Raw genomic sequence first — 22,198 nt, 5'->3', positions numbered from 1 at the left:
GTGAGGCGTTATGAAGAAACTAAGAATAATCATTAATCGCAACTTACCGATTCTTTTTTTTATATCGGTCGTTGTCACTTTGATGTGGTGGTACAAAGTCGCACACATTGAAGAGCAAATTTTAAAGGAAACACTTACCGACTTAGAACAGCAAGTTGGCAGTGAACTCAAACGTCATGAATGGCATATGAATACATTTTTCCACCATTCAGAAGACGCGGTGAATGCGATTGCGAGCGAGCTTGATAAACCCGCTCCTAACTATGAACATCTAATCCCTGAATTACTCGACACACTTGCTCTGCCACATACATCTGCAATTGCTGCTCATTTTGCCCAATCCTTCAATCCAGACGAGCTCGCGCCACACTTTTCAAAATATACTTTTCGCGACGAGCACAAAACCTTATATGCGCCCTTTTTTACAAAATCTGGCCGAGATGAAACCCATTATCCATACGACTACACCCTCACTGGTGAAGGTGCGCCAAATACAGGTTGGTACAGTGAAGATATAGACAAGGGAAGCTGGTTTGGGCCTTATTTTGGACAGGCTAATCAGTCTTACCTTATTAGCTATCGCGCTCCTTTTCGCTGGAATGAAAGTACCCAAAAAAACCAAGGTAATATCGTTGCAGACTACTCTCTGGAAAACCTCAGAGAGATCTTGGCTGGCTTACAGTTACTATCTAGTGGGTATGGGATCTTACTGACCGATGATGGCACCATTATCTCCCACCCCGTCACTGACTACCTTTCTAAAAACATCTCTGACGTCGAATCACTCAACCTCTCGATGCAAACCATATCTCGTTTAGAAGAAGGAAAATTTTCATCCAGACGTATGCCTAGTCAAGTAGAAGGTGAAGCATCTGAAAAGCTCGTACTCGTGGAAAAGTTTAGTGAAAGGAAATGGACGCTGGTCGCCGTGATAGATAAGCAAGATGCCCTCGATCATTATGTTCATCACAACAACATTGGCGCAAGTTCGTTCACCCACTATCAAGTCAAGCTGCACATCACGTTGACCATTCTAAGTGTGATTTCCGGGTTTTTAGGCATTTGCCTGCTACTTGCACTGAGTTCTATCAAACTGCGCAGAACCATTTGGCTGACATCAGGACTTTTTTCGATGATTTGTGTCGTGGCCATTTTGATGATTTGGCGCACTCATGCATTGGCTGACCGAGGTCAGGCAGGTAGCGATATTATGGCAACGGAAAAAACTCAACTTGCTGCAGCGCTCAATGCTATCGAGCGTTCACGTAAAGACGAGCCCACTCCGTCACCTACCCCTATTGAGACAGGATTCTTTGTTCAATCCGTCAAGTTCATCTCAGCGACAGACGTCTATGTGACGGGTTATGCGTGGCAAAAGCTTCCTAAGTCATGGAAAGACCAACTTGCAGAGGAACAAAACTCCTCATTGCTGCTCGGGTTTACCTTACCAGAAGCCGAAACTTTTTCGGTAACCGAAGTCTATAGCGATAAAGCAATGACACGCTGGTACTTCGAGGCATCTCTACGACAAGCGTTTAACTATCTACAATATCCATTTGATGAAGAGCAAATTTGGCTTCGAGCCCGCAGCCTTAACTTTCACCGACCAAACACCATATTGGTCCCAGACTTAGATGCCTATCCCGAGTTTTCGAAAAATACAAAGCACGGTCTAGAAGAGTATCTATTCATAGAAGGCTGGAACATCGATAAAACAGCCTACTACTTCAGAAATATTGGCTTCAGCAGTAACTTTGGTGACGATGCTCAAAACACCTCGTTTAATGCACAACCCGACTTGTTCTTTGGCATTTCAATCAAACGAGAATTTGTTGGCGTGCTAATCGCACATATGTTGCCACTGGCTGTCATCGCCTATTTAGTTTTCTCTGTTTTGCTTATTCAAACCCGAAATGAGAAGAAGAATGCCCTCATGGGTTACAACGCCTCTATGGTTCTAGGCTACGCTGCGAGTCTGTTTTTTGCCCTGACGTTATCGCACTTCTCCTTACGCCAATCATTACAAGCAAAAGGGGTAATTTACCTTGAATACTTCTACTTCAGCTTGTACATCGCCCTAGCATTTGTTGTTGCTAATGCACTGACCTTTACGTTGGCGAGACCTTGTTACAAAGGAAAAACTCAGTGGGCACCTTTCATTTACTGGCCAGCTCTCATGCTGTCTCTTGTCATCTTTACGATTATGAGGTTTAGCTAATGACACAGCCCATTATGAAAGTGTTGTGGTGTTTATTCATGTCCGGGGCGGCGTTTAGCCCCGGCGCCATAGCCGACAATACTCAAGAAACCATAACAGCGGCTTGGTACCCTTGGAGCCCCTATCAGTATGTCGAAGAAGACCAAATGACAGGGTTAGATCATGCTCTTGTTACGGCTATTTTTGCCGAATCTGACATTTACGTTAGCTACGACATAGATGAACTGGACACCTGGTCCAAAAATCAAGCCGACGTGCTAAACGGGAAAAAAGATATTACTTCTGGGGCATTCGAAAGTGAGTATCGAAAGCAACATTACCACTTATCAAAACCGTATCGCTATGAAGCCAACAGCTTCTATATCCGACATGAAACGAGAGCAAAACTCGACTTCTACTTGGTTGAAGAACTGTTGAATCAGCTGGAAATTGATGACTTGAAGCTTGGAGTGGTCGAAGGCTATACCTACGCAAGTGAAGAGATCAATGACTTTATTGAAAGACATAAAGAATCTGGCTCGGGCCTGATTATTGGAGCCGAAAACGAGAATGATAACTTTAACAATCTTCTGAATAAAAATGTCGACATTCTAATTTCCGATAGGCTCGTGGGTGCGCAAATTGTTTGGCAAAGAAAACTGGGCGGAAAACTAGAAGAGCATTCGCTCAAGCTGCCTTCCAAACCCATTCATTTACTCATCCACCGCTCATCCGACCCAGTCACTGATGTTCATTATCAGAGGTTGCTGACCAAGTTTAATCAAGGTGTTGACCTCCTCACTGCACAAGGACGAATCGAAACGACCATCGCCGAATATCTGTTTCCTGTCTTAATTAACATCACTGTACAGCGCAGCTGGTTTTACGCAGTGGATATCATTGGGGCGATATTTTTTGCGTTCAGTGGTTTTCTCATCGCCAAAGAGAATCGATACGATCTCTTTGGCACTATGGTCGTCATCGCTCTATTAGTGGGAGGTGGCGGCATTGCACGAGACCTGTTGGTTGGGAGAGCCCCTGTCATCATGCGCATTCCGGATTACATCTACATCATACTCACAATGACGCTAGGGGCTTTCTGTTCAGTTTCGTGCATGACTATTTTAGACAACGCTTTACAACCTACAAAAAGTGCTTTGGATCCATCAGCCACACAGCAGACACAACAAGAGCGATAGTCGAAGCACTTGGGCTCGGAACATATACCGTTGTAGGCGTTGGTGTCGCCGTTGAGGCAAAGCTCGATCCTCTCTGGATTTGGGGCCCGATTTTAGGCTGTATCACCAGCTGCGGTGGGGGCATCATCGCGAGCGTCCTTCGTAAGAAAAATATCGACAGTATGCGAGGAAACATTGAACCAGAGTGTTCACTACTTTGGGGGTTGTTCTTCTCATTCATCATGATTTGGCAAGGCAGTAGGCTCAACCCAAATGAAGTTTTTCTTGGAGTTATTTTCACGTTATTAGGTAGCACTATCACCATGCTAATGATTCGTCACTTCAAGATCACATCCCCTTGTATGAGTTCTGGCTCCAACCATTCCCCTGCCATTCAAAAACAAAACAATATCAGTTAGCTAGGAAGATAGAATATGGACAACACTAATGACATTACTAAAACAAGCAACAACACCAAACACAACGATTCATCCCATTATGGTGAGACGCTCGGCACTGAGTGGCCCAACACTTCAAGTTCTACTACTCACAGGCATTTATCTTGCGAGTTCGCCACTATTTCAACGAGTCTGAGCATGAGCTTTGGCGAGATAACATTGAACGATTATCTGAAAAATTTCTGTCTCAGCGTACTATCTGTCAGCCCATTACCACGCCAGATCTAGAATCTCGATTCGAGTTCAAGCCCATACCCGGTCAAGGCTATTCGCCGCAAGCTGTTATCGATGAATTAGAAAGAAGTGTCCTTCCCTATTCCATCAACACAGGTTCTCCGTATTTTATCGGCCATATGACCGCTTTGTTGCCAAACTTCAATCGACCACTCTCAAAGCTACAAAGCACGCTAAATCAAAACATGGTGAAACTGGAAACCGCCAACGCGACCACTTTCTATGAAAAACAAGCGCTAGCGATGCTGCATCATGCGATCTATGACCTTAAACCTAGTCAATACAGTCAGTGGATTACCGCGGACGACAAACCTATGGGCATGGTGACCTCTGGTGGTACGGTTGCAAACCTAATGGCACTTCAAATTGCCCGAGCGTACTCGCTGGGGTCAAATGTAGAAATCCAAGGCGTGAGTCACGCGCTACAAGACAAAACAGCCGGCAACAGTAAAGGAGTAAGCAAAGTTATCGTGTCTGAACTCGGGCACTATTCCATTAAAAAAAGCCTCGCAATACTTGGGATTGGAAAAGACAACTTGGTGACTATCCCTGTCGATGAGCAGCAGCAAATTCGCATAGACCTGCTAGAAGAGAAGCTACAAGAGTTAAAAGACAACCATATCCATGTTTGCGCTATCGTTGGCATTGCAGGAACTACAGAGTGCGGTTCGTTTGATCCGCTAGATGAAATGGCAGCTCTAGCAAAGAAGTATGGCCATTACTTTCATGTAGATGGCGCTTGGGGTGGCGCACTTATCTTTTCGCAACAACACAAGGCGCTGCTTAAAGGGATTGAACTTGCTGATTCTGTCACCATAGATGGACACAAACAGCTCTACTTACCAATAGGAACGGGCATCTTAATTCTAAAAGACCCAACTCAGAGCGCGTACATTGAAAACAGAGCCAACTACATCATTCGAAGTAAGTCTCTCGATTTAGGTCGGTACTCTGTTGAGGCTCACGCCCGGCCAGTGTTTTACATCTTCAAGCGGGGCTTAAACTACTTGGTCGACATGGATATGCAGAAATACTGGACCGAAACGTGGCAACGGCGAAGGCTTTGGCAAATCACATCAACGAAAGCCAGGAGTTTGAACTACTTACCGAGCCTCAATCCAATATTTTCTTATATCGTTACCTTGTCGACGGCCTACAACAGTGCGATGGATTTACCAAACAGAACAACCAAATTCTCGATCAGATAAACATCGCGATACAAGAGACTCAAAAGCGACAAGGTAACGGGTTCGTTTCTCGTACCCAATTCAAAACTGCCAGTGGTCAAAATGTAGTTGCGCTGCGAGTGGTCATCGCGAATCCATTAACGACGCTTGACCATGGTACCGCCGTCTTGGAAGAGCAAAAACAACTCGCAGAGGCGTTTGAACTCTAGCCCTATAAACAACAGGCCACCTTAACTAAGTGGCCTATTCTCTTCGACTTGTCCCTTTAATCCTCACGATAAAAACTATTCACTAACATGTTTCCGTCTTTGCGCTATTCTCAGCAAGTGTTTAATACTGGAACAATCAATGGACATATTCATACTGGTGGGGCTTATCACCCTTAACGGCCTCTTTGCCATGTCAGAATTGGCGCTTGTCGCTGCCAAATCGAGCCGCTTAAAAACTCTGGCTCAAACTCAATCTTCTGCGCAGCGCGCGCTAGATTTAAAAAACAACCCAACTCGTTTTCTATCGACCATTCAAATTGGTATCACCGCTATTGGTATTTTAAGTGGTATTTTTGGTGAAGCGACCCTATCTGCACCGTTTGCTCAGTGGCTCAATCAACAAGGCTTAGAACCAGAACTTGCGTCGATTATTGCCACCGCGAGCGTGGTTGTGTTGATCACCTACTTTGCGATTGTGGTTGGCGAACTGGTACCGAAACGATTTGCTCAACGTAATGCAGAAAAAATAGCGATCATCGTCGCGCACCCGATTCATTATTTAGCCATTGTGACGACACCTTTCGTAGTGTTACTGAGTGGCTCTACCGATGCTTTGCTAAAGCTATTTCGACAACATGGCGATGATGGCGACCAAGTGACCGAAGAAGACATCTTTGCGGTTGTCACCGAGGGCTCAGAATCTGGCGCGATAGAGCCACAAGAGCAAGATATGATCCGCAACATTCTGCACTTGAATGACAGGCTCGTGACATCGTTAATGACACCTCGTTGCGACATGGACTATCTCGATATCGATCAGCCGATTGAAACCTGCTTGAAAGAGATTCGTCAAACTCAACATTCCGTTTGGCCGGTTTGCATGGTGGATTAGACAATATCATCGGTACGATTTCATCTAAGGTGCTACTGGACCAATATGAGTCGCTGTCGATTGAGAAAATTGCACGTTTAGTTAGAAAGCCACGTTACTTCCCAGAATCAATGAAGGGGCTTCCGCTTCTCAACCAAATGCAACAAAGCAACTGTGAGATGGCGTTTATTGTTGACGAGTACGGAGATATCCAAGGGATAGTCACTCACTACGATATTTTGGAATCGGTAGCCGGTGAACTAGGTTTAGCACCGCAACATACTTGGGCAAGACAGCACAAGGATGGCAGTTGGTCGATGGACGCGCTGATACCGCTCAACGAGTTAAAGCGCCGTTTAGACATCTCCACGATAGACGGTGAGGAAAGCGAAGGTTTTCAAACATTAAATGGATTCCTAACCTGGCTTATAGGACGCGTCCCTAATCTTGGCGAAGTGATTGAGTATCAAGATTGGAGCTTTGAAATCCAGCGCGTTCAAAACAATCGTATCGTACAGGTCAAAGTGACATTGAAAGCGAATTAACTCACTGTTATTGGCTAATGTCACTGTGCGTATTACAGTATCCCTAGTAATAAGAAGGCTTATCAGCAACACGAATAGTTTGCTAGGGAATGTAATGATTGAACAAATAATGAAAAACAGCGATGAGTTCGCGCGTTGGAGAAAAGACATTCACGCCAACCCAGAGTTGGGATTCGAAGAGCAGCGCACCGCGGAGCTTGTCGCCTGCAAACTCGAGAGCTGGGGATTTGATGAAGTACACCGAAACATCGCCAAAACTGGTGTCGTCGGTGTACTTAGAGGCCATACTCCTTCAGACAATCCTTTAGAGAAAGCCATTGGGTTAAGGGCAGATATGGATGCCCTACCCATGCAAGAACTTAACGAGTTTGAGCACCGTTCAAAGCATCAAGGTCGAATGCACGCCTGTGGTCACGATGGTCATACCGTAATGTTACTCGCGGCGGCTTGGTATCTCTCCGAGCATCGCGACTTCTCGGGCACTGTCTACTTTATCTTCCAGCCTGCTGAAGAAGGGTTGGCAGGAGCCAAAGCCATGATTGATGAAGGTCTATTTGATCGCTTCCCCTGCGAGCGCATTTATGGCGTTCACAACATGCCTGGTATTCCTGAGGGTGATGTCTGGGTGAAAGAAGGCCCATTTATGGCAAGTACCGATCGCTTTATCATTGAAATTACTGGCAAAGGTGGGCATGGCGCTATGCCACATCAAGCCATCGACCAGTTGTCATCATGCTGAACTCATTAATGCCCTGCAAACCATCAAAAGCCGAAATGTGCAGCCGACCGAACCTTTAGTGGTTTCAATCACCGATGCTCATGCGGGATCTGGCACTCACAATGTCATCCCAGAAACCGCAACGCTCAAAGGCAGTATTCGAGCATTTAACGCCGAAGTGAGCTCGCTCGCTATTGAGCGAATGAAACAAATCGCGCAAGGCATCGCTTTGGCCCACAACGCAGAGATTAATGTCACCATCAAGGATGGAAGTTACCCAGCTACTATCAATAATGCAGGCGCCACCCAAGTGGCGCATCAAGCAGCGATTAACGTCGTGGGGAAAGACAAAGTATCAACGAACTTCCCACCCTTTACAGGCAGTGAAGATTTCGCATTCTTTCTGCAGCAAGTACCGGGGTGCTATCTGTTCATTGGTAATGGTTCAGAAGGAAAAACGGGCGGCGTTTGCGTACATAACCCTTTATACGACTTCAACGATCGAATCATCCCATTGGTGCTAGCTACTTTGTTGAACTCGTCAAACAAGAAATGAGCGCGAACTAAATACACTCTTTCTTCAAGCCAGCTGCATATGCTCATAGCTGGCTTTTCTTGCTCTGATCGCCTCTATCTAAACTTCGGCTTATCGAAACTATGGGTTAATTGCAGCCAGAATGATGTCTGTAGCTTCAACTGCTGTTTGTTGAATCTGTTCTTGCGTCACTTCAGCGACTCCTAGCAGCACCATATTTCTTGATGACAATAACATCCCAATCCAAAGATTCACTTTGCTTTCTGGTGACTCTACCCCCAAACGCTTGGCAAAAAAGGCGCTCAACGCCGCTTGTGTATGATGTGGGCCATTTTTCATAAAGCTCTCAACAATTTCAGGTGCTTGAGTCACTTCCGAGATCAATAGACGCTGCGTGGCGATATGTTCGATAGAAAAATGAAACTGCATGAAATCCAGAGCAAACGCGATCAGAGCTTGGCGCGTGTCTTCTAATTCGAGATGCTGCGAGTAACGTTCATTGTAGCTCTTACCGATCGACACCAACGTGGCTTGAAACAGTTCCAACTTTGATGGGAAGTAGCGATACAGAGTCTGCTTAGTCATTTTTGCTTGCTGGGCAATCACATCCATATTCGCGCAAGTATAGCCTTGCGATAAAAACTCAGACTTCGCAGCGACTAATATTGCCAGCTTCTTTTTTTCTCTATTTTGCTCAATCTTGCTCATTGGATCCTCAAACAAAAAGATCATACTCATAGGTATGATTTATGTTGACACTCTAACAATTAAAAATCATACTCGCGAGTATGATTTTTAATAAGGAGAATCATTATGTCATTACTTGCCGCCCTAAAACGCCCCCAAAACAACACCAAAGCCATTGGCTTTTCGGCCGCTCTTCTCGGCGCTTTGCTGATGAGTTTGGACCCTATATTTATTCGCTATGCCAACGTCAGTGGGTTTGATACCGCTTTTCTTTTTGGCTTGTTCAGCGCGATATCCATGCCCATTTTGCTCAAAATGAACGACAAACGAGGCATTCGCAAAGCCGCAGTCGCAGCAATCTTTAGTTGGTTAATCTTAAAAGAGAAGACCAATCGCTCGACCATCGCAGCCATTGCCGTAGTCATGATTGGTATTGGAATCGTGGTGTCAGGATCTTACGGTTCAGGTAACTGGATTGGCGATGCGATGGCGATATTCTCTGTCATTTGTGTCTCACTCATGTTCACCCTGCTTCGCAAGTACAAAGAGGTGAGCCGAATGGCGAGTGTTGGCTTGGGAAGCCTAATGCTTGCAACTGTGATGTTCTTCTTTGCAGAACCAACCAGCTATACCACCAATACTTGGATCTATATGGCTTGTATGGGGCTAGCGAGCGCACCAATTGGGCGATTAATGACGCTCGTTGCCACGCGTTACATCACCGCCGCCGAGGTCTCCATGACCTTGATGCTTAACACCGTGCTTGCGCCAGTTTGGGGGGGTGTGATCTTTGCTGAAATACCCGCATCTACGAGCTTAGTAGGCGGCGCAATCATTTTCATCACCTTATTGATATACACCTACACCAGCATGAAAAATGCTCAGTGATGGAGAATTAACCATAGTAGCTACGCTCACTTTTATCGGACGAATACACACCCCATACTCGAAAGTTGAACAGTGCCCAAACAATATTGAGTTTGATGGCACACTCTGCGAGATCAAACTGGATGACCAATACAAAGATGGCCTAAATGGATTGAACATCGGCGAACGAATTTTGGTTCTGTATTGGCTGGGTAACGTCGACTACTCAGAATCATTTCAAGGTGGTGAGAAAGGGACATTTGCATTACGCGCACCGAATCGCCCTAACCCAATCGGCGCTGCCATCGTGCCGATTGAAAAAATAAGTAACGGCTCATTGTACGTTCGTGGCCTTGATTGCCTGAACAACACCGCGCTACTCGACATCAAACCAGCGATATACAACGAACTGCAAGAGTAACTTTATTTAAATGACGCATGACTACGAAGGTGTAGTGCTCATGGGTCAGTCTTTTTAGCTTTCAGGGCTAAAAGTTCATGTCTAATTTTTAAACATAAAATCATTATGTTACACAGAAGAAGAATATGCCTCGCAATGAAAGACGTTACATCAGTTAGCGCGTTTTATTTGCACTTCAAAACATTTCCATTAATGCAACCTGTTACTTATTAACTCATCTATTCATAACAACTAAGTTTACAAGGAACAGAACAATGCCAATAAAACACGCTCATTTGCTGCTGCCAGCGCTGTTGGTTGTCAGTTTTTCAATCCACGCCGAGCCCGATAGAGAGCTCAACATTAAAATCGATGCCCCTTCTCTGCTTAAAAGCATCTTGGGGAACGAAGCCACTCAACCTTTGTATGTTTACCTTCCCCCTTCTTACCACACTAGCACGAAGCGCTAACCGGTTGTTTACTATCTCCACGGTTACAATGGCCAAGTTACTGAAGCTCGTCATCTTTCCGCAACCAATCTTGATGGAAAGATAGCAGCAGGAGAAGCCGACGAAATGATTGTTGTAGGTGTGAATGGTAAGAACCAGTTTGGTGGTAGTTTCTACGCAAACTCCCCAGTAACGGGCAATTGGGAAGATTTCTTAACTAAGGATGTCGTGAACTACATCGACTCAAAATATCGCACATTAGAAGGGCCAGAAAATCGTGGGATCACAGGGTTTTCGATGGGTGGCTCAGGCGCGGTTAACGTCGCGTTAAGCCATCCGGACAAGTTTGGTCATCTATACACCCTAAGCCCAGGGCTGTTTGATGAAAAAGGCTTAGATGTAGCGACAGAGCAATGGGTTTCGAACGGCTGGCGTTGGTTCCTAGATGGTTATGCCGCAACATTCGCGCCTTTCACCGACGCCACCAATGGCCAGTACTGGCATCCGTGGTCGGCGGACGATCAAAGCGTGCGAGATATGTGGTCTAAAGGCTATGGCGACATCGAAGAGAAAGTCCAACACTACAAAAAAGGGCCGCACAAACTAGCCAACATCCATCTCGAATACGGTAATCAAGACCAGTTCTATTGGATTGTCGACGGCACCAAGTATATGTCGGACACCCTGACTAAAAACGGCATTAAACACACTATTCACGATCATGGTGGCGGTCATGTCATCTCTAAAGAGCAAGGCCTCTCAATGATCGCGTTCTTTTCTGATTCATTTTAACATCAACGAAAAAGGCTAAGGGTTTATCCCTTAGCCTTTACCAGTCTTACACCGTTTACTTCTAGTTAGTAAATTCCGGCACCACCGCCGCTTGCCCTTCTACCTTCACCACTTTGCCACCATTTTCGTTAGCATATACTGTTGCCTCTGACTCCGTTGAGAACCAGAGTACTGGATAACCTGCGTTACGCAGCTCAACACTGTATGGAAGCAATTCACCATTGGTAGAGCCTTCAACTTTCTGCTTAAACTCAGCCCAGCAGCTTGAACCATTTTCAACGGCCAGCATGTTCAATAGGTGCTTGCGCTGAATGATGTCGCGCTTTTTGGTCAGTTCTGGCAAAGATAAACCGCGCAATACATTGGTATTGATTAAGCGCCTAAGCACCGGTAATGAATCAGACAAAGACGAGGATTGACTCGCTTTTTGTAGAATTTTGGCTTCACGCAGCCAGAGTTTTAGATCGTGGTCATTTTGATGACGCATATCGTCCTCCATAAATTCAACCTTCTCGCTCTTGGTTGTGGGATGATATGCAAGTGAGATGCTTGCTAGTAATGTTTTGTAGCGAAGGTACTTTCGTTTTTGCGAGCTAGGCGTCCAACAAACCTGTGCAAAGTTTAATCGGACCATTATAGAAGTCAACCTTTGGTAATCCTTACACTGACTGCGAGTATCCATCGCGCCTAGTATCATTAACAGCTAAACATGGCTAACCATCAGATTTACAACGTTTAACACAAGCAATCATCTGAGCGCGTGATACACTCAAAATGTCAGATCTAGAGTGAACCGTTATGCCCCACGCTAAAAACCATGCCACAGAAAAGGCGGCCACAGAGACATCCAAGACTAAAGCTAAAATACTTCGCTATGAGTCAGTCAACGTCGAGAATGTATTCAATACCGAAGGCGACATACTCAAAGCCATTCAATCAAGCCAGCTTGATCAAGCTCTAATTCTTTGGCAAACCAACGAGGACACTTTGGTCCTACCCGCTGGGAGTAAATGGCAACAATCTGATGAGCTGGCTTTTAAGCTAAAAGAAATGGGGTGGCAGCTATACGCAAGGAAAACAGGTGGAGCTCCCGTTCCCCAGACTCAGGGAGTCATCAATGTGTCGTATATGTACGCCATCGAAGACGACCATGATTACTCTATATCCAATGCCTATGAAAGCTTTTGCGATATTCTAAGCGCCTTCTTCAAGTATTTTGACGTTAAGGTGGATGTTCATGACACACCAGGCAGCTACTGCGATGGAAAGTATAACCTTAATATTAATGGTCGGAAGGTGGTTGGCACCGCACAGCGCGTCGTGCTGAAGAAAGGCGGTGGAAAAGTGGTTTTGGCACAGGCCTGCATCCTAATCGGTACCCAAGCCGATGTTTTAGTAGAGCCAGTCAACCTCTGCTACGAGCACCACCAGCAAAACGATCGCGCACAGGCTAAAGTGCATACAAACCTTTTTGACCACATCTCTGATAGACCAACAATAGAAGAGTTGTATCGAGTGCTGTTAACGTGTTTTATTGATGCTCAGAAATAGTGCTCATAGTTAACACTCAAAATTAGCTTGTAACGAAACCGATAACCAAAGACTTTATGCTGAATCACATCAACCTCAATTTGCTTCGCTCACTGCATGTTCTGCTCGAAGAGTGTCACGTGAGCCGAACGGCGGACAGGCTGAACATCACTCAATCAGCGGTCAGTCGACAGCTTGCTCAACTGCGAGAGCTTTGTAACGACCCACTTCTGGTACGAGATGGTAATAGACTTGTGCCGACGCCCCACGCTCTCGCCATGCAAGACAAACTAAGAGACTTGCTTGGCGAGTTTGATGACCTGATCAGCAATCAGCCATTTGATCCAAAAACCTGTAAGCAAGAGTTTGTCATTTCATCGAGTGATTACGTGGCTCAATACATCATACCCGAGGTGGTTAGCCAAGTTGTGACTCAAGCGCCTAATATCGATATCACCTATCGCCTATGGCAACCCGATTTCCTAGCACGCTTTAATGACTCAGGCATACACCTCGCTTCAACCATGCTACCCACTAAGCCAGAGAACGTTTCAAGTGTAAAAATTGGAGAAGATCGATCCGTTTGTTTAATGAGTAAAGGCCATCCGCTTAATCATTTTGAGGCGCTGTCGAGTGAGCAAATAGCGGCAGCTTCGCACCTTAAGGTCACTGGCGGTGGTGACAAAGATTCCATGGTGGATTTGAGCTTGAAACAACTCGGTTTTCAGCGCCGAATTGGTGTTAAAGTGCCTTTCTTCTCTGCCGCCGTTAATGTACTAAAAGGCACCGATTACGTGATGATTGTTCCCGAGCACATTGCGGTTAATTTATCCAAAAATGACGAACTAGAATATCGGCCGATCCCTTTTGATGACTCTGTTCATCAATATTGGCTAATGTGGCATCCCAAATTCGATCACGATAAAGCCCACCAGTGGATACGTAATAAAGTACTTCGAGCAATGCAGCAATCCAGTTACTCAGTCGGTATGACTTAACATCATAGTCATAATGATTAACTTTGATTTCAAATCATTACATATTACCAATAAGGTGAGTGCATAGACCAAAGGAGAGAAACCAAGGAGCACTCATTATGACTTTCACCGTCTGGCTATCACTGTTCACCATTTCCATATTAGGAGCTATGTCTCCGGGCCCTAGCCTTGCAATGGTAGCCAAACATAGCCTCGCAGGAGGCCGCGTGAATGGTCTTGCAACCGCTTGGGGCCATGCAATTGGGATCGGCTTCTACGCTTTCATCACGATTATTGGTTTAGCTGTTGTTCTGCAGCAATCACCTCTGCTGTTCAAAACGATCAGCTATGCTGGTGCCGCCTATCTGATCTATTTAGGCTTCAATGCGCTTCGCTCCAAAGGTGGGGTTGCCGATAAGCTACAATCGGGCGAAAAGATGAGCCTTTGGCAATCTGCTCGTGAAGGCTTACTGATTTCATTGCTTAGCCCTAAGATCGCCCTATTCTTTATCGCTTTGTTCAGTCAGTTTGTCGCCGTCGGTAACAGTGTGGCGGCCAAATCAGTGATTGTGATGACTCCGATGCTTGTCGATGGTCTATGGTACAGCTTGATCACATTGATGCTTTCCAGCCCGAAATTGATTGAAAAGATTCGCTCTAAAGCCAAACTGATTGACCAACTTTCTGGGGTTGTGTTGATTCTTCTAGCGGTAAAAGTGGTTATTGCTCAATAGTGACTTACAAATATAGCATGATACCTCCCACTAAAGACGCAACCTTGTTACCTCACAACAAAATTTCATGTTCAATGACAAGACTAACTGACAACTTATCTCTAGTGGCTAGCTTATGCTTTTTCCTAATCTTAGCGCTAATCGGCAATAGATAAGCCGCTGACTTAGTGTCATACCACAAGGATGTTGACCAACTACTGTCGAGGCAACTCACTTCTACCCGTAACCTTCCCCAGCCAGATTCTAACCTGCCGTGGGCCATACGAATATGTTCAGACAAAGCTTTAGGAAACGTAATAAAGTGCCAACCGCCTTGACCGCTATCCTTCCATAGTTCGGCTTCTAAGCTGTACTTAATCACTCTCAACCTCACCCACCTTTTGATAATAAGAGAAGATCATAGAATCCTCTTCCATCAAGTCAAACACCTTCAATGCCCCTTGATTACTCATCACCTGTTCTGATGCCGCTTTGGCATCTTGTACAGTTTCCCATACAACATGATCGAACCAACGTTGATTGTCTTCACTGTAGTAAAACTCTCGGGATTTAAAACCTTTAAAACTGGAGACTATTTGGCTAAGGCTTTGCGCCAAACGTTTCTGTTCTTCGAAAGTCACCCCTTCTTTATACTTAAACGATACAATTTCATGACTCTCGTTCACTGGTTCGCTGCTGGCTGTCGTCATTATTTAACTTCCTATTCTAAGTACCAATTGAATCCCATCGCAATTTCCTTGCAGAGACTTAGCCTAGCGATTAATGTGTCAATAAATGGCACATTAATTACTAACTATGGCAAAAAGTAGTTTTCAGGATAAAAAACGCAGACACGATGAAATTCTGAGCTGCTTACGTGATCAATCTTATTGGACAGCTTTAGAACTCAGCAAAAGGGTTGGTACAAGTCAGCGCACACTGATGAGGGATTTGGCCGAGTTACGAGAGTCCGGAATTCCAATAGAATCTGAGCGGGGAAAAGGCGGTGGTATCTCTCTTCGTGGTCGTTGGGGCATAGGTCGATTACAACTCTCTTCATCTGAGGTCGTGTCTCTATTGCTTGCGTTAACCATTGCTGAGAGTATCAACTCTCCTATTCTTCAATCTAACTTATCTTCAATTCGAAACAGGATATCTGCTTCTTTTCCAGAGCATCAACGACGAAACATAGAAGAGTTGCGCTCTCGCATACAGATCGGGGGAAACGCTTCTGCACCAGTGATTAACAGTTACGACATACCTAATCATGCGGCAATGCCTGTCATTTCTCAGGCTTTTCTTGAAAACAAAATGCTCGAGATTGAATATATTTCCGAAACGCAGAAAGTCACCAAAAGAGTGGTTGAACCTCAAATACTGCTGCTTAATTGGCCTGTTTGGTATGTGCTTTGCTGGGATAAGCTTAGGGAAGATGTCCGAATGTTTCGCATTGATAGGATTAAGAACGCCGAGATCAAAAATGATCGCTTTACACTTAGACAGCCAAATGTCCTATTGAGAAACTTAGAACACTTCTTCCACAATCTTTGAAATAGATTAAGACCAACTTCCATGTAAATGTTCGCGGTCGTTGCCATTTCCGTGACCTTTACATCAGTCACAACCTACATACTGGCACTAACACTTATCTATTTTTGATAGCAGCATTCAAATAACTCAAATAGGTGCTGCTTTTATCGCTGGTAACTACTTCAACGTTACTAGTTTAATGTGACCGAAACAAAGAGACCAGAACCTTTAACGCCCTACTAAGGCGTATGGTTTTCGAATGCTGGTTCGCAGTCATTCCCTTGTTTTTGAATCAATCTAAGATTCAAATGCTCAAAGCGCTACAAAATGATCTGGGAGGATGCATAGGATTTGGCTCGTTAGTTTAGGAAGTTAGCGAGTTTGTTTTCGACCACTGGCGTAATGTTGAATCCGATCATAAAGTCCGGGCGCGTTTTCTCATCTTTTTCAATGTAATAGTTGGCTTCTAGTCCGAACTTCCATGGCCGGCCGCCGATCACGGTAGTCTTCGTCACGCTTAGGTTAATTGGAATCTCAGCTTGATCGTTAGTCCAGTCGTAAGAAAGGGTTGGCGCTGAACCGACTGTCCATCCCCCAGCGAGCATCTCTACCCAAAAGAGTTGTGCCGATGTTTTATTAATTCGTGACTCATCAACTCCTGAGCCCGACACACCAACCAAATGATTTGGAAATGCCCCAAGTACACGTTCCGCACTGACCTTACCAACAAGAAGTTCTGGTCCAATGGCGAATTGATCGGCACTAAAGTTTTTACTACCAGTAGGCAACGACGCAATCATACCAAACGCGGCAATGGTCCCAGGTTGTGTTTTTGGTGCATACGCGAGATCGAACGAAATGTCTGACACACCTGAATCATCATTAGAGGAGAAGTCGTTATCTACATATGACACGGCTGGACGGAAGATGATCTTGTCTCCTCCATCAAGTAAAAAGGGTAACGTGGGTTGAAATACCGCAGTAAAGTTGTTTCCGCCGTTTTCGTACCCGCCATTGTATTGAAGCTTTAAGTTAAGGCTCGCGTAAGCGGTATTGGGATTCGCTAGCTCCTTGGCGGCCTTTTCTGCCAAGGCTTTGTCTTCGTTACCACCAGCAGCCATCCCATGACTTGCTACGAAAACGCTCAATGCGAGCGCGCATACTTGATTCATTTTCATCACTCAACCTCAAATAAAAAGGAGCTACCTTTCGGTTAGCTCCCTGCATTCTTTGAGGCTGAGTGTACGGAAATCGTCGCCCGTAGAATTGCCACTTCGTGACAGTCTTTCATTAATGAAAAAATGCCTCGTTATCTACTCTTATTCTTCTGCAGGTGCTGCTTTTGCAGCTTCGGCACGTCTTTGCTCAAGAGCATCGATGGCTCTCATGATTTTCTCTTTCGAGCCCTTCATCAAACGGCCTCGATAAGTCACATACCAATCGTTATCTCCGCCACAATCATTCTTCAGCTTAAATTCTTTGTAATCGAAGGTTTGCTGCTCTGAAAATGTTTCTTCATTCTTTTCAAAAAACTCTGGCCCTACTACGACCTTGAAATCACACCATTGATCGACCGCTTTTTTCACGTATTCTAATTTTCCGACCATGGATTTGTCGGTAATTGTGACGGTCCAATAGTCAGGATGTGATGGATTTCTTTTCAGCAAATGACCACGATAAAACTCGGTTCTCACCGTTCCTGTTTTGGCCTTTTTGGTGTCGCTCAAGCCAAACAATGTTCGTAATGTCGATGATATTTTGCTCATAACGCCCCCTAGCCACTGAATAAATGAGATATTGGTTCAAATATATCAGAAGGTGTATCGCAAATTTTCATGTTTCATCCGTTTTGAGAAACACGACAAAAATTGAGTGCTTTTTGATGTAACACGTCCCTTGGTACAGAATTAAATTGTATGTAATTTTCCTTACTATCAAATCCATCAATTCATGATGTCACCGTTGAGTTCGATATATCAAAAAACGAAATCGCTTCTCTTAATGAGTTAGATTCGTGATCCATTCGAGTCGCTGTATTAAGCAGATCTTGGCTCGACGTTAAGTTGGAAATGGCAACTTGGTTCAATGACTTCATACTCGCATTCACCGACTGAGCACGCTGGAACTGATCAATCGAGGCTCGTGAGATGGATTGCACCGACGTCGATGCTTGGTCGATTGAAGGCACAAGCGCATCGAGTAGCTTTCCGGCTTTATTGGCTAGGGTGACGCTGCTATCTGCAATCAAACCAATCTCTTCCGCCGCGACCTGACATCGCTCCGCTAGTTTTCGAATTTCTGCAGCAACCACCGAGAAGCCACTACCAAATTTACCCGCTCGCGACGCCTCAATCGTTGCGTTTAACGCGAGTAAATTTGTTTGGTAGGCAATTTCATCAATGATATTGATACGCTGAGCGATAGTTTGCATTGCATCAACGGTTTCAGCCACCGCCTGACCGCCCTTTTCAGTATCACTAGACGCTTGAGTGGTTGATGCATCCGTTGCAATCGCAATCTCTTTGTTTTTATCGATGAATGACGTCATCACCTCCATCTCTTTGATGGTGCTTTTGACACTCTCTGCTTGGGTCTGTGCGGATGTATTGATAGTACTGGCGTTCATATTGATGTCACTTGAAGCTTGCGCTAACTGGTCGGCTGAACGATTCACTTGTATGAGCACTGTTTTAAACTTATCGACCATCTTTTTCATTGCTATCAGCAGTTCGGCAGTCTCATCTTTTGTGGTTACCTTGATCGGGATAGTCAGATTACCATCAGCCAGTTGGTTCGCGACTCTAACGGCCTTTTGGATCGGCGTCGTAATGGTTCTTGCCATGAAAAACGCCATACCGATTGCGATAAAAAACCCAGCGCTACTGAAGAGAACAAAAAACGCTAAGTAGCCCTCTTTTTTCTCTTTAAGATCCGGACCTAATGTGTCTTGAGCTCTTTTGATGTCTAATTTTAAGTTCTCAGCGATATCGGCCACTTGACTACCAATGCGGTCTAGCTGATCTCGTTTAAGTTCATTACGGCTCTCAATCAGTTCCGTTAAGTCGGTAAACGCATTGATGTATTGAGGCAATTTGCGGGTAACGTCCGCATAAAGCTGCCTACGGTCAGAATTTTGGAGCTCATCATCTAATTGCCCAAGGTTAGCCCTCAACTCACGATACTCTTTGATGACCCGTTCTTGTTCGGGAGCGGCATTGGTATCCAAAAACTTCATCACATATAAACGTGCAAGCAGTAAATTTCTCATTGAAGTCGAGGCTAAGTAAGCGGCTTCAGTATCATTATCATCTTTCGCGGTGACTAAGATTTGTGACAGCGCACTTTCAAGTTCTGGCCCCAGGATATTGAGCCTGTCGTTAACCACTTCGTTTCGTGCGTTTATTTTCCTCTCTATCTCTTCGAAGACTTGAATATATTGGTTAAACAAGCGCTCAATCTCTTCATAAGTTTGAAGTTGATGACTGTTAATGGCTTCAAGTTTGGCTTGCACCATTAAATCTCGAAATAACTCAAATCGTCTTTCCGACGCTCTAAGATCCGACTGTTCACCGTGGATGATGTAACGCAGCGCGGCAATTCTGACGCTAAGTAAGTTTGCTTGAATTCGACCTACATTGTTGGTGTTGCGCGCGTAGCTTCGATATTCATTGAACCCCTCTTCCGAAGCGTCGAGGGAGAAAATGGCGACCGTAGAGATTGCCGCTAAGATACAGACCATAAAGCCGAACCCTAGATAAATTTTCTTCGAAATTGAAAATCGTTTCGTCATTTCAACAACCTCTTAACCCACGCTCAGTCGCAATTGATAGTATTAACTATAAACCATGAACAAGGACCGCGATTTTCAAGGCCTTACACGTACTTCTATCAGCCACATACGGCGACCTATATCGCCATCAATATCAATCTAGGCTGTCCGTTTTTCTGAACGTGCATGATTCGAGAAACCTGAGAGCTGCCTGCAATACCGCTATCGAGTGCAAATGCTGCATTGCGGTTGTTGTCTAGAGGCTTTAAAAAGTCCAGCTCAAGCCCCGACACTGTGCCCCAGTAAGCCACAATCAGAGTCACTTGCGTTTGCTTTAGGTGTTTTCTCATTGCCCTTACTCGCTCGACATCGCTATACAATTTCTGGCGATGTTTGCTACCGACTAAATGTTCGTAATGCAGATAGTGATACTCGAAGTAATGACGCTGCTCCTCAACTTCATTACCGCTCAGTAACAAATCCGCTTTGGAGGCCTTTCGTTTCTCGCACTTTTTAATCGTGTTGTTTTTGGGCTCATGATGGTAGTAGGTTTCACTCTGTTGGTAAGGTTCACCAAACCCAGTGATTTTGTGCTTTAGGAGTGTCGCTAAGTATGAAGATAGGTCTATACTCAGCCACCCCCGAGCAAAATGCCGTACATCGGGCATAGCAAGATTCAGGTTCGCTCGCTCAAAGTCATACACTCGCGCCAATTCAATGAGCAACTGTTGTGATTGCATGGCATACCTCCTTAATGTTCTTTCTATTCACTATCAAGCCAGCTCTTTGCCAGATAGACATTATCTAAATTAAGCACTTCTCTATGCGCCTGATGAGTCAGCTCGAACCTATCTAGCAGCTCTGGCCTAAACGCTATTCCAAGCACTAAACATTGGTTTTGTTGGGAGTTAGGAAAATAACTCAACTGTTCAATCAAACATTGCCACAACTCTGGCTCGGACTGATGACGGGTAATAAGAAGGTTGAGTTTTTCGATAACCGTGAACATCGGTTTCTTTGAGTGACGCGCAACCATGCTCGCCTCGTCATCGACTCCCCACTGAAATGTGGTGCCGAATAGATAGCAGCGAATTGCATGCATCAGTAACCAATATGGAGACGATGACGAATCTTGATGCTTGTCCCGATAGAGATTAAGCGCATGGCAAAACTTACTCATTGCTAAAGGATCAAGCTGAGTGGTGGCCAACATGATCGCGCTGTTGAGCTTACTTTCTTCCCTATTGCTGTCTGTTTCTTGCTGGCTGTTTTCTTGATTCGCTAGTATCGTCGTTTTGTCGGGCGGCAATGCAAAAACGGCAGTCTTCAACCCACGTCGTATGAGTTCGCCCCCTCTGGCAAGTCTACAGAGTGTAGAGGGTTAAAACGCTTATCTTTCCCAGACATAAAGTTACATTGTAACTCAAAGGTATTGTCGACTGCCGCCCTATCGTCACTATTATTACCTAGTTCCCAACGGTTCAAAGGCTCATCCATATCTAAACAGGATTCGTCAGGCCCATCTTTGCACAGCTGCGCCATCTGATACGCCAACTTTTGCGACAGGCTAGGCTCCGCACCGGCCGTCAAAGCAGCACTAAACGTCGCGTAGTACATGTATTCTGGTTTCATTGGCGTCCCTATTCGCCTGCAGGAGCTGTTAACGCGGTTGTTGAACGATTGAACTGCATTGTTGATTCAGCAAAAAGGTCAAGGGCTTGTTTCGCAACGTTCTCTCGCACTGGTGCTTGGCTGATGTAGCCATCCGCTTCGGTTCGGATATGCCCCCATTCAGAGCATCGCGTTCCCGTTGATTCACTATCGCATCAATCGCTCGCGAAAATGCAAAACCGTCGGTTTTACAATAGATTCGATGCTGGCTACTTTGGTTACCGCTCTCTGGGTAACGGGGGACACAGTAGGAAACCATATAAGGTTGTGTCACAGCATCCGGGCCTATCAGCTCGTCACGTGAAAACAGAACAAAATCTGTGGAACGATACTTATTCATGATGCCATCACAAATTGGCAAATCCGCCTCAATGGCTAAGTTATAATCACAAAACAGTACGTCTACACCAGCAATCAGCTTCTCGACCATTTGTTCAAAAGCGACTTGTACGACTTGAGGTAACCCGTCAGGTTCAGAGACTTGCAAGCAATCTATTGATTTCACCGTATAAACACTTTGCCACCGAGCAAGAAGCTCTTTTCGTCTGTTATCGTCGCGGCTTTTGTAGGCAACTTTGTAACCATTATCGAAAAGATCTTCTTTACCCATTTGGTCGGTGAGAAAAGCATACACATAGCCGTCCAAAGCTCTGCATAGGCGAAAAGAAAGCTGCCGCATGT

At 45.1% G+C, this 22,198-nt stretch carries 24 protein-coding genes and 2 pseudogenes; 15 read left to right on the top strand and 11 right to left on the bottom strand.

Annotated elements, in window-relative coordinates; translation table 11 throughout:
• The first annotated feature begins 10 nt into the window (after positions 1-10).
• From UA76_RS02680 to UA76_RS23965, 7 genes and pseudogenes are all read left to right on the top strand, one after another.
• On the top strand, positions 11-2,218 hold the full coding sequence (locus tag UA76_RS02680) for a PDC sensor domain-containing protein (protein ID WP_047042689.1): 2,208 nt from the start codon (positions 11-13) through the stop codon (positions 2,216-2,218).
• Positions 2,218-3,396: a transporter substrate-binding domain-containing protein gene (locus UA76_RS02675; protein WP_047042686.1), complete on the top strand. Its 1,179-nt coding sequence runs from the start codon at positions 2,218-2,220 to the stop codon at positions 3,394-3,396. Before UA76_RS02680 ends, UA76_RS02675 begins: the two co-directional genes overlap by 1 nt.
• Positions 3,309-3,794 carry a TRIC cation channel family protein gene (locus UA76_RS25535; protein ID WP_075202528.1) on the top strand — a complete coding sequence of 162 codons (486 nt, stop codon included), beginning with the start codon at positions 3,309-3,311 and terminating at the stop codon, positions 3,792-3,794. Before UA76_RS02675 ends, UA76_RS25535 begins: the two co-directional genes overlap by 88 nt.
• 101 nt (positions 3,795-3,895) lie before the next feature.
• A complete protein-coding gene (locus UA76_RS02665; protein ID WP_052771919.1) occupies positions 3,896-5,275 on the top strand; it encodes an aminotransferase class V-fold PLP-dependent enzyme in 1,380 nt (459 codons plus the stop codon).
• A 327-nt stretch (positions 5,276-5,602) separates the two neighbouring features.
• Positions 5,603-6,879, top strand: a pseudogene (locus UA76_RS02660) (hemolysin family protein).
• A gap of 94 nt (positions 6,880-6,973) precedes the next feature.
• Positions 6,974-7,618, top strand: a complete 645-nt coding sequence (locus UA76_RS23970) for an amidohydrolase (RefSeq protein ID WP_202906900.1) — start codon at positions 6,974-6,976, stop codon at positions 7,616-7,618.
• Positions 7,572-8,153: a M20/M25/M40 family metallo-hydrolase gene (locus tag UA76_RS23965; RefSeq protein WP_202906899.1), complete on the top strand. Its 582-nt coding sequence runs from the start codon at positions 7,572-7,574 to the stop codon at positions 8,151-8,153. The genes UA76_RS23970 and UA76_RS23965 overlap by 47 nt, the downstream gene beginning before the upstream one ends.
• 99 nt (positions 8,154-8,252) lie before the next feature.
• Here the strand turns inward: UA76_RS23965 and UA76_RS02650 are convergent, their stop codons facing one another.
• Positions 8,253-8,840 (bottom strand): TetR/AcrR family transcriptional regulator, encoded by a 588-nt coding sequence (locus tag UA76_RS02650; RefSeq protein ID WP_047042886.1) that lies wholly within the window; start codon positions 8,838-8,840, stop codon positions 8,253-8,255.
• A gap of 105 nt (positions 8,841-8,945) precedes the next feature.
• On the opposite strand from UA76_RS02650, the gene UA76_RS02645 reads away from it, so the two are divergent.
• From UA76_RS02645 to UA76_RS22225, 4 genes and pseudogenes are all read left to right on the top strand, one after another.
• Entirely contained in the window at positions 8,946-9,707 is a 762-nt protein-coding gene (locus tag UA76_RS02645) for a DMT family transporter (RefSeq protein WP_047042681.1), read from the top strand.
• 13 nt (positions 9,708-9,720) lie between these two features.
• Positions 9,721-10,107 carry an SAM-dependent methyltransferase gene (locus UA76_RS02640; protein ID WP_047042884.1) on the top strand — a complete coding sequence of 129 codons (387 nt, stop codon included), beginning with the start codon at positions 9,721-9,723 and terminating at the stop codon, positions 10,105-10,107.
• A gap of 254 nt (positions 10,108-10,361) precedes the next feature.
• The gene (locus tag UA76_RS22230; protein WP_052771918.1) at positions 10,362-10,556 is read left to right on the top strand and encodes a hypothetical protein; all 195 of its coding nucleotides are present in this window, start codon (positions 10,362-10,364) and stop codon (positions 10,554-10,556) included.
• Positions 10,557-10,568: 12 nt separating this feature from the next.
• Positions 10,569-11,327, top strand: a pseudogene (locus tag UA76_RS22225) (alpha/beta hydrolase); the annotation flags it as partial.
• 61 nt (positions 11,328-11,388) lie between these two features.
• Here the strand turns inward: UA76_RS22225 and UA76_RS02630 are convergent.
• The gene (locus UA76_RS02630; RefSeq protein ID WP_047042677.1) at positions 11,389-11,814 is read right to left on the bottom strand and encodes a hypothetical protein; all 426 of its coding nucleotides are present in this window, start codon (positions 11,812-11,814) and stop codon (positions 11,389-11,391) included.
• Between the two features lie 311 nt (positions 11,815-12,125).
• Between UA76_RS02630 and UA76_RS02625 the strand changes: the two genes are divergently transcribed.
• The 3 genes from UA76_RS02625 (at position 12,126) to UA76_RS02615 (ending at position 14,568) form a co-directional block, all read left to right on the top strand.
• Positions 12,126-12,878 carry a lipoate--protein ligase family protein gene (locus tag UA76_RS02625; RefSeq protein WP_047042674.1) on the top strand — a complete coding sequence of 251 codons (753 nt, stop codon included), beginning with the start codon at positions 12,126-12,128 and terminating at the stop codon, positions 12,876-12,878.
• A 56-nt stretch (positions 12,879-12,934) separates the two neighbouring features.
• Positions 12,935-13,855 carry a LysR family transcriptional regulator gene (locus UA76_RS02620; RefSeq protein ID WP_047042670.1) on the top strand — a complete coding sequence of 307 codons (921 nt, stop codon included), beginning with the start codon at positions 12,935-12,937 and terminating at the stop codon, positions 13,853-13,855.
• Between the two features lie 98 nt (positions 13,856-13,953).
• On the top strand, positions 13,954-14,568 hold the full coding sequence (locus UA76_RS02615) for a LysE family translocator (RefSeq protein ID WP_047042668.1): 615 nt from the start codon (positions 13,954-13,956) through the stop codon (positions 14,566-14,568).
• Positions 14,569-14,620: 52 nt separating this feature from the next.
• Here UA76_RS02615 and UA76_RS25530 read toward each other — a convergent pair whose 3' ends face one another.
• Together UA76_RS25530 and UA76_RS02605 are read right to left on the bottom strand one after the other, a co-directional pair.
• On the bottom strand, positions 14,621-14,929 hold the full coding sequence (locus UA76_RS25530) for a DUF1905 domain-containing protein (protein WP_420340887.1): 309 nt from the start codon (positions 14,927-14,929) through the stop codon (positions 14,621-14,623).
• Positions 14,922-15,257: a hypothetical protein gene (locus UA76_RS02605; protein WP_047042667.1), complete on the bottom strand. Its 336-nt coding sequence runs from the start codon at positions 15,255-15,257 to the stop codon at positions 14,922-14,924. The genes UA76_RS25530 and UA76_RS02605 overlap by 8 nt, the downstream gene beginning before the upstream one ends.
• Positions 15,258-15,363: 106 nt before the next feature.
• Between UA76_RS02605 and UA76_RS02600 the strand changes: the two genes are divergently transcribed.
• Positions 15,364-16,098 (top strand): helix-turn-helix transcriptional regulator, encoded by a 735-nt coding sequence (locus tag UA76_RS02600; RefSeq protein ID WP_047042664.1) that lies wholly within the window; start codon positions 15,364-15,366, stop codon positions 16,096-16,098.
• Between the two features lie 338 nt (positions 16,099-16,436).
• On the opposite strand, the gene UA76_RS02595 is transcribed toward UA76_RS02600, so the two are convergent.
• From UA76_RS02595 to UA76_RS02565, 7 genes are all read right to left on the bottom strand, one after another.
• A complete protein-coding gene (locus UA76_RS02595; protein WP_337588492.1) occupies positions 16,437-17,198 on the bottom strand; it encodes a hypothetical protein in 762 nt (253 codons plus the stop codon).
• A 198-nt stretch (positions 17,199-17,396) separates the two neighbouring features.
• Positions 17,397-17,843, bottom strand: a complete 447-nt coding sequence (locus UA76_RS02590) for a DUF3319 domain-containing protein (protein ID WP_047042661.1) — start codon at positions 17,841-17,843, stop codon at positions 17,397-17,399.
• Between the two features lie 182 nt (positions 17,844-18,025).
• A complete protein-coding gene (locus tag UA76_RS02585; RefSeq protein ID WP_047042658.1) occupies positions 18,026-19,867 on the bottom strand; it encodes a methyl-accepting chemotaxis protein in 1,842 nt (613 codons plus the stop codon).
• Between the two features lie 116 nt (positions 19,868-19,983).
• Positions 19,984-20,586: a hypothetical protein gene (locus UA76_RS02580; protein ID WP_047042655.1), complete on the bottom strand. Its 603-nt coding sequence runs from the start codon at positions 20,584-20,586 to the stop codon at positions 19,984-19,986.
• A gap of 23 nt (positions 20,587-20,609) precedes the next feature.
• Positions 20,610-21,176 carry a hypothetical protein gene (locus UA76_RS02575; RefSeq protein WP_047042652.1) on the bottom strand — a complete coding sequence of 189 codons (567 nt, stop codon included), beginning with the start codon at positions 21,174-21,176 and terminating at the stop codon, positions 20,610-20,612.
• Entirely contained in the window at positions 21,173-21,478 is a 306-nt protein-coding gene (locus tag UA76_RS02570; protein ID WP_047042649.1) for a hypothetical protein, read from the bottom strand. Before UA76_RS02570 ends, UA76_RS02575 begins: the two co-directional genes overlap by 4 nt.
• A gap of 28 nt (positions 21,479-21,506) precedes the next feature.
• Positions 21,507-22,196, bottom strand: coding sequence for a hypothetical protein (locus UA76_RS02565; protein ID WP_238322144.1), 690 nt, complete (start codon positions 22,194-22,196; stop codon positions 21,507-21,509).
• Positions 22,197-22,198 lie beyond the last annotated feature (2 nt).

This window comes from Vibrio mexicanus, assembly GCF_001012815.1.
Classification (GTDB): Bacteria; Pseudomonadota; Gammaproteobacteria; order Enterobacterales; family Vibrionaceae; genus Vibrio; species Vibrio mexicanus.
Note: the sequence above shows the minus strand (reverse complement) of the source record. Positions and strands in the feature narration are given on the sequence as shown.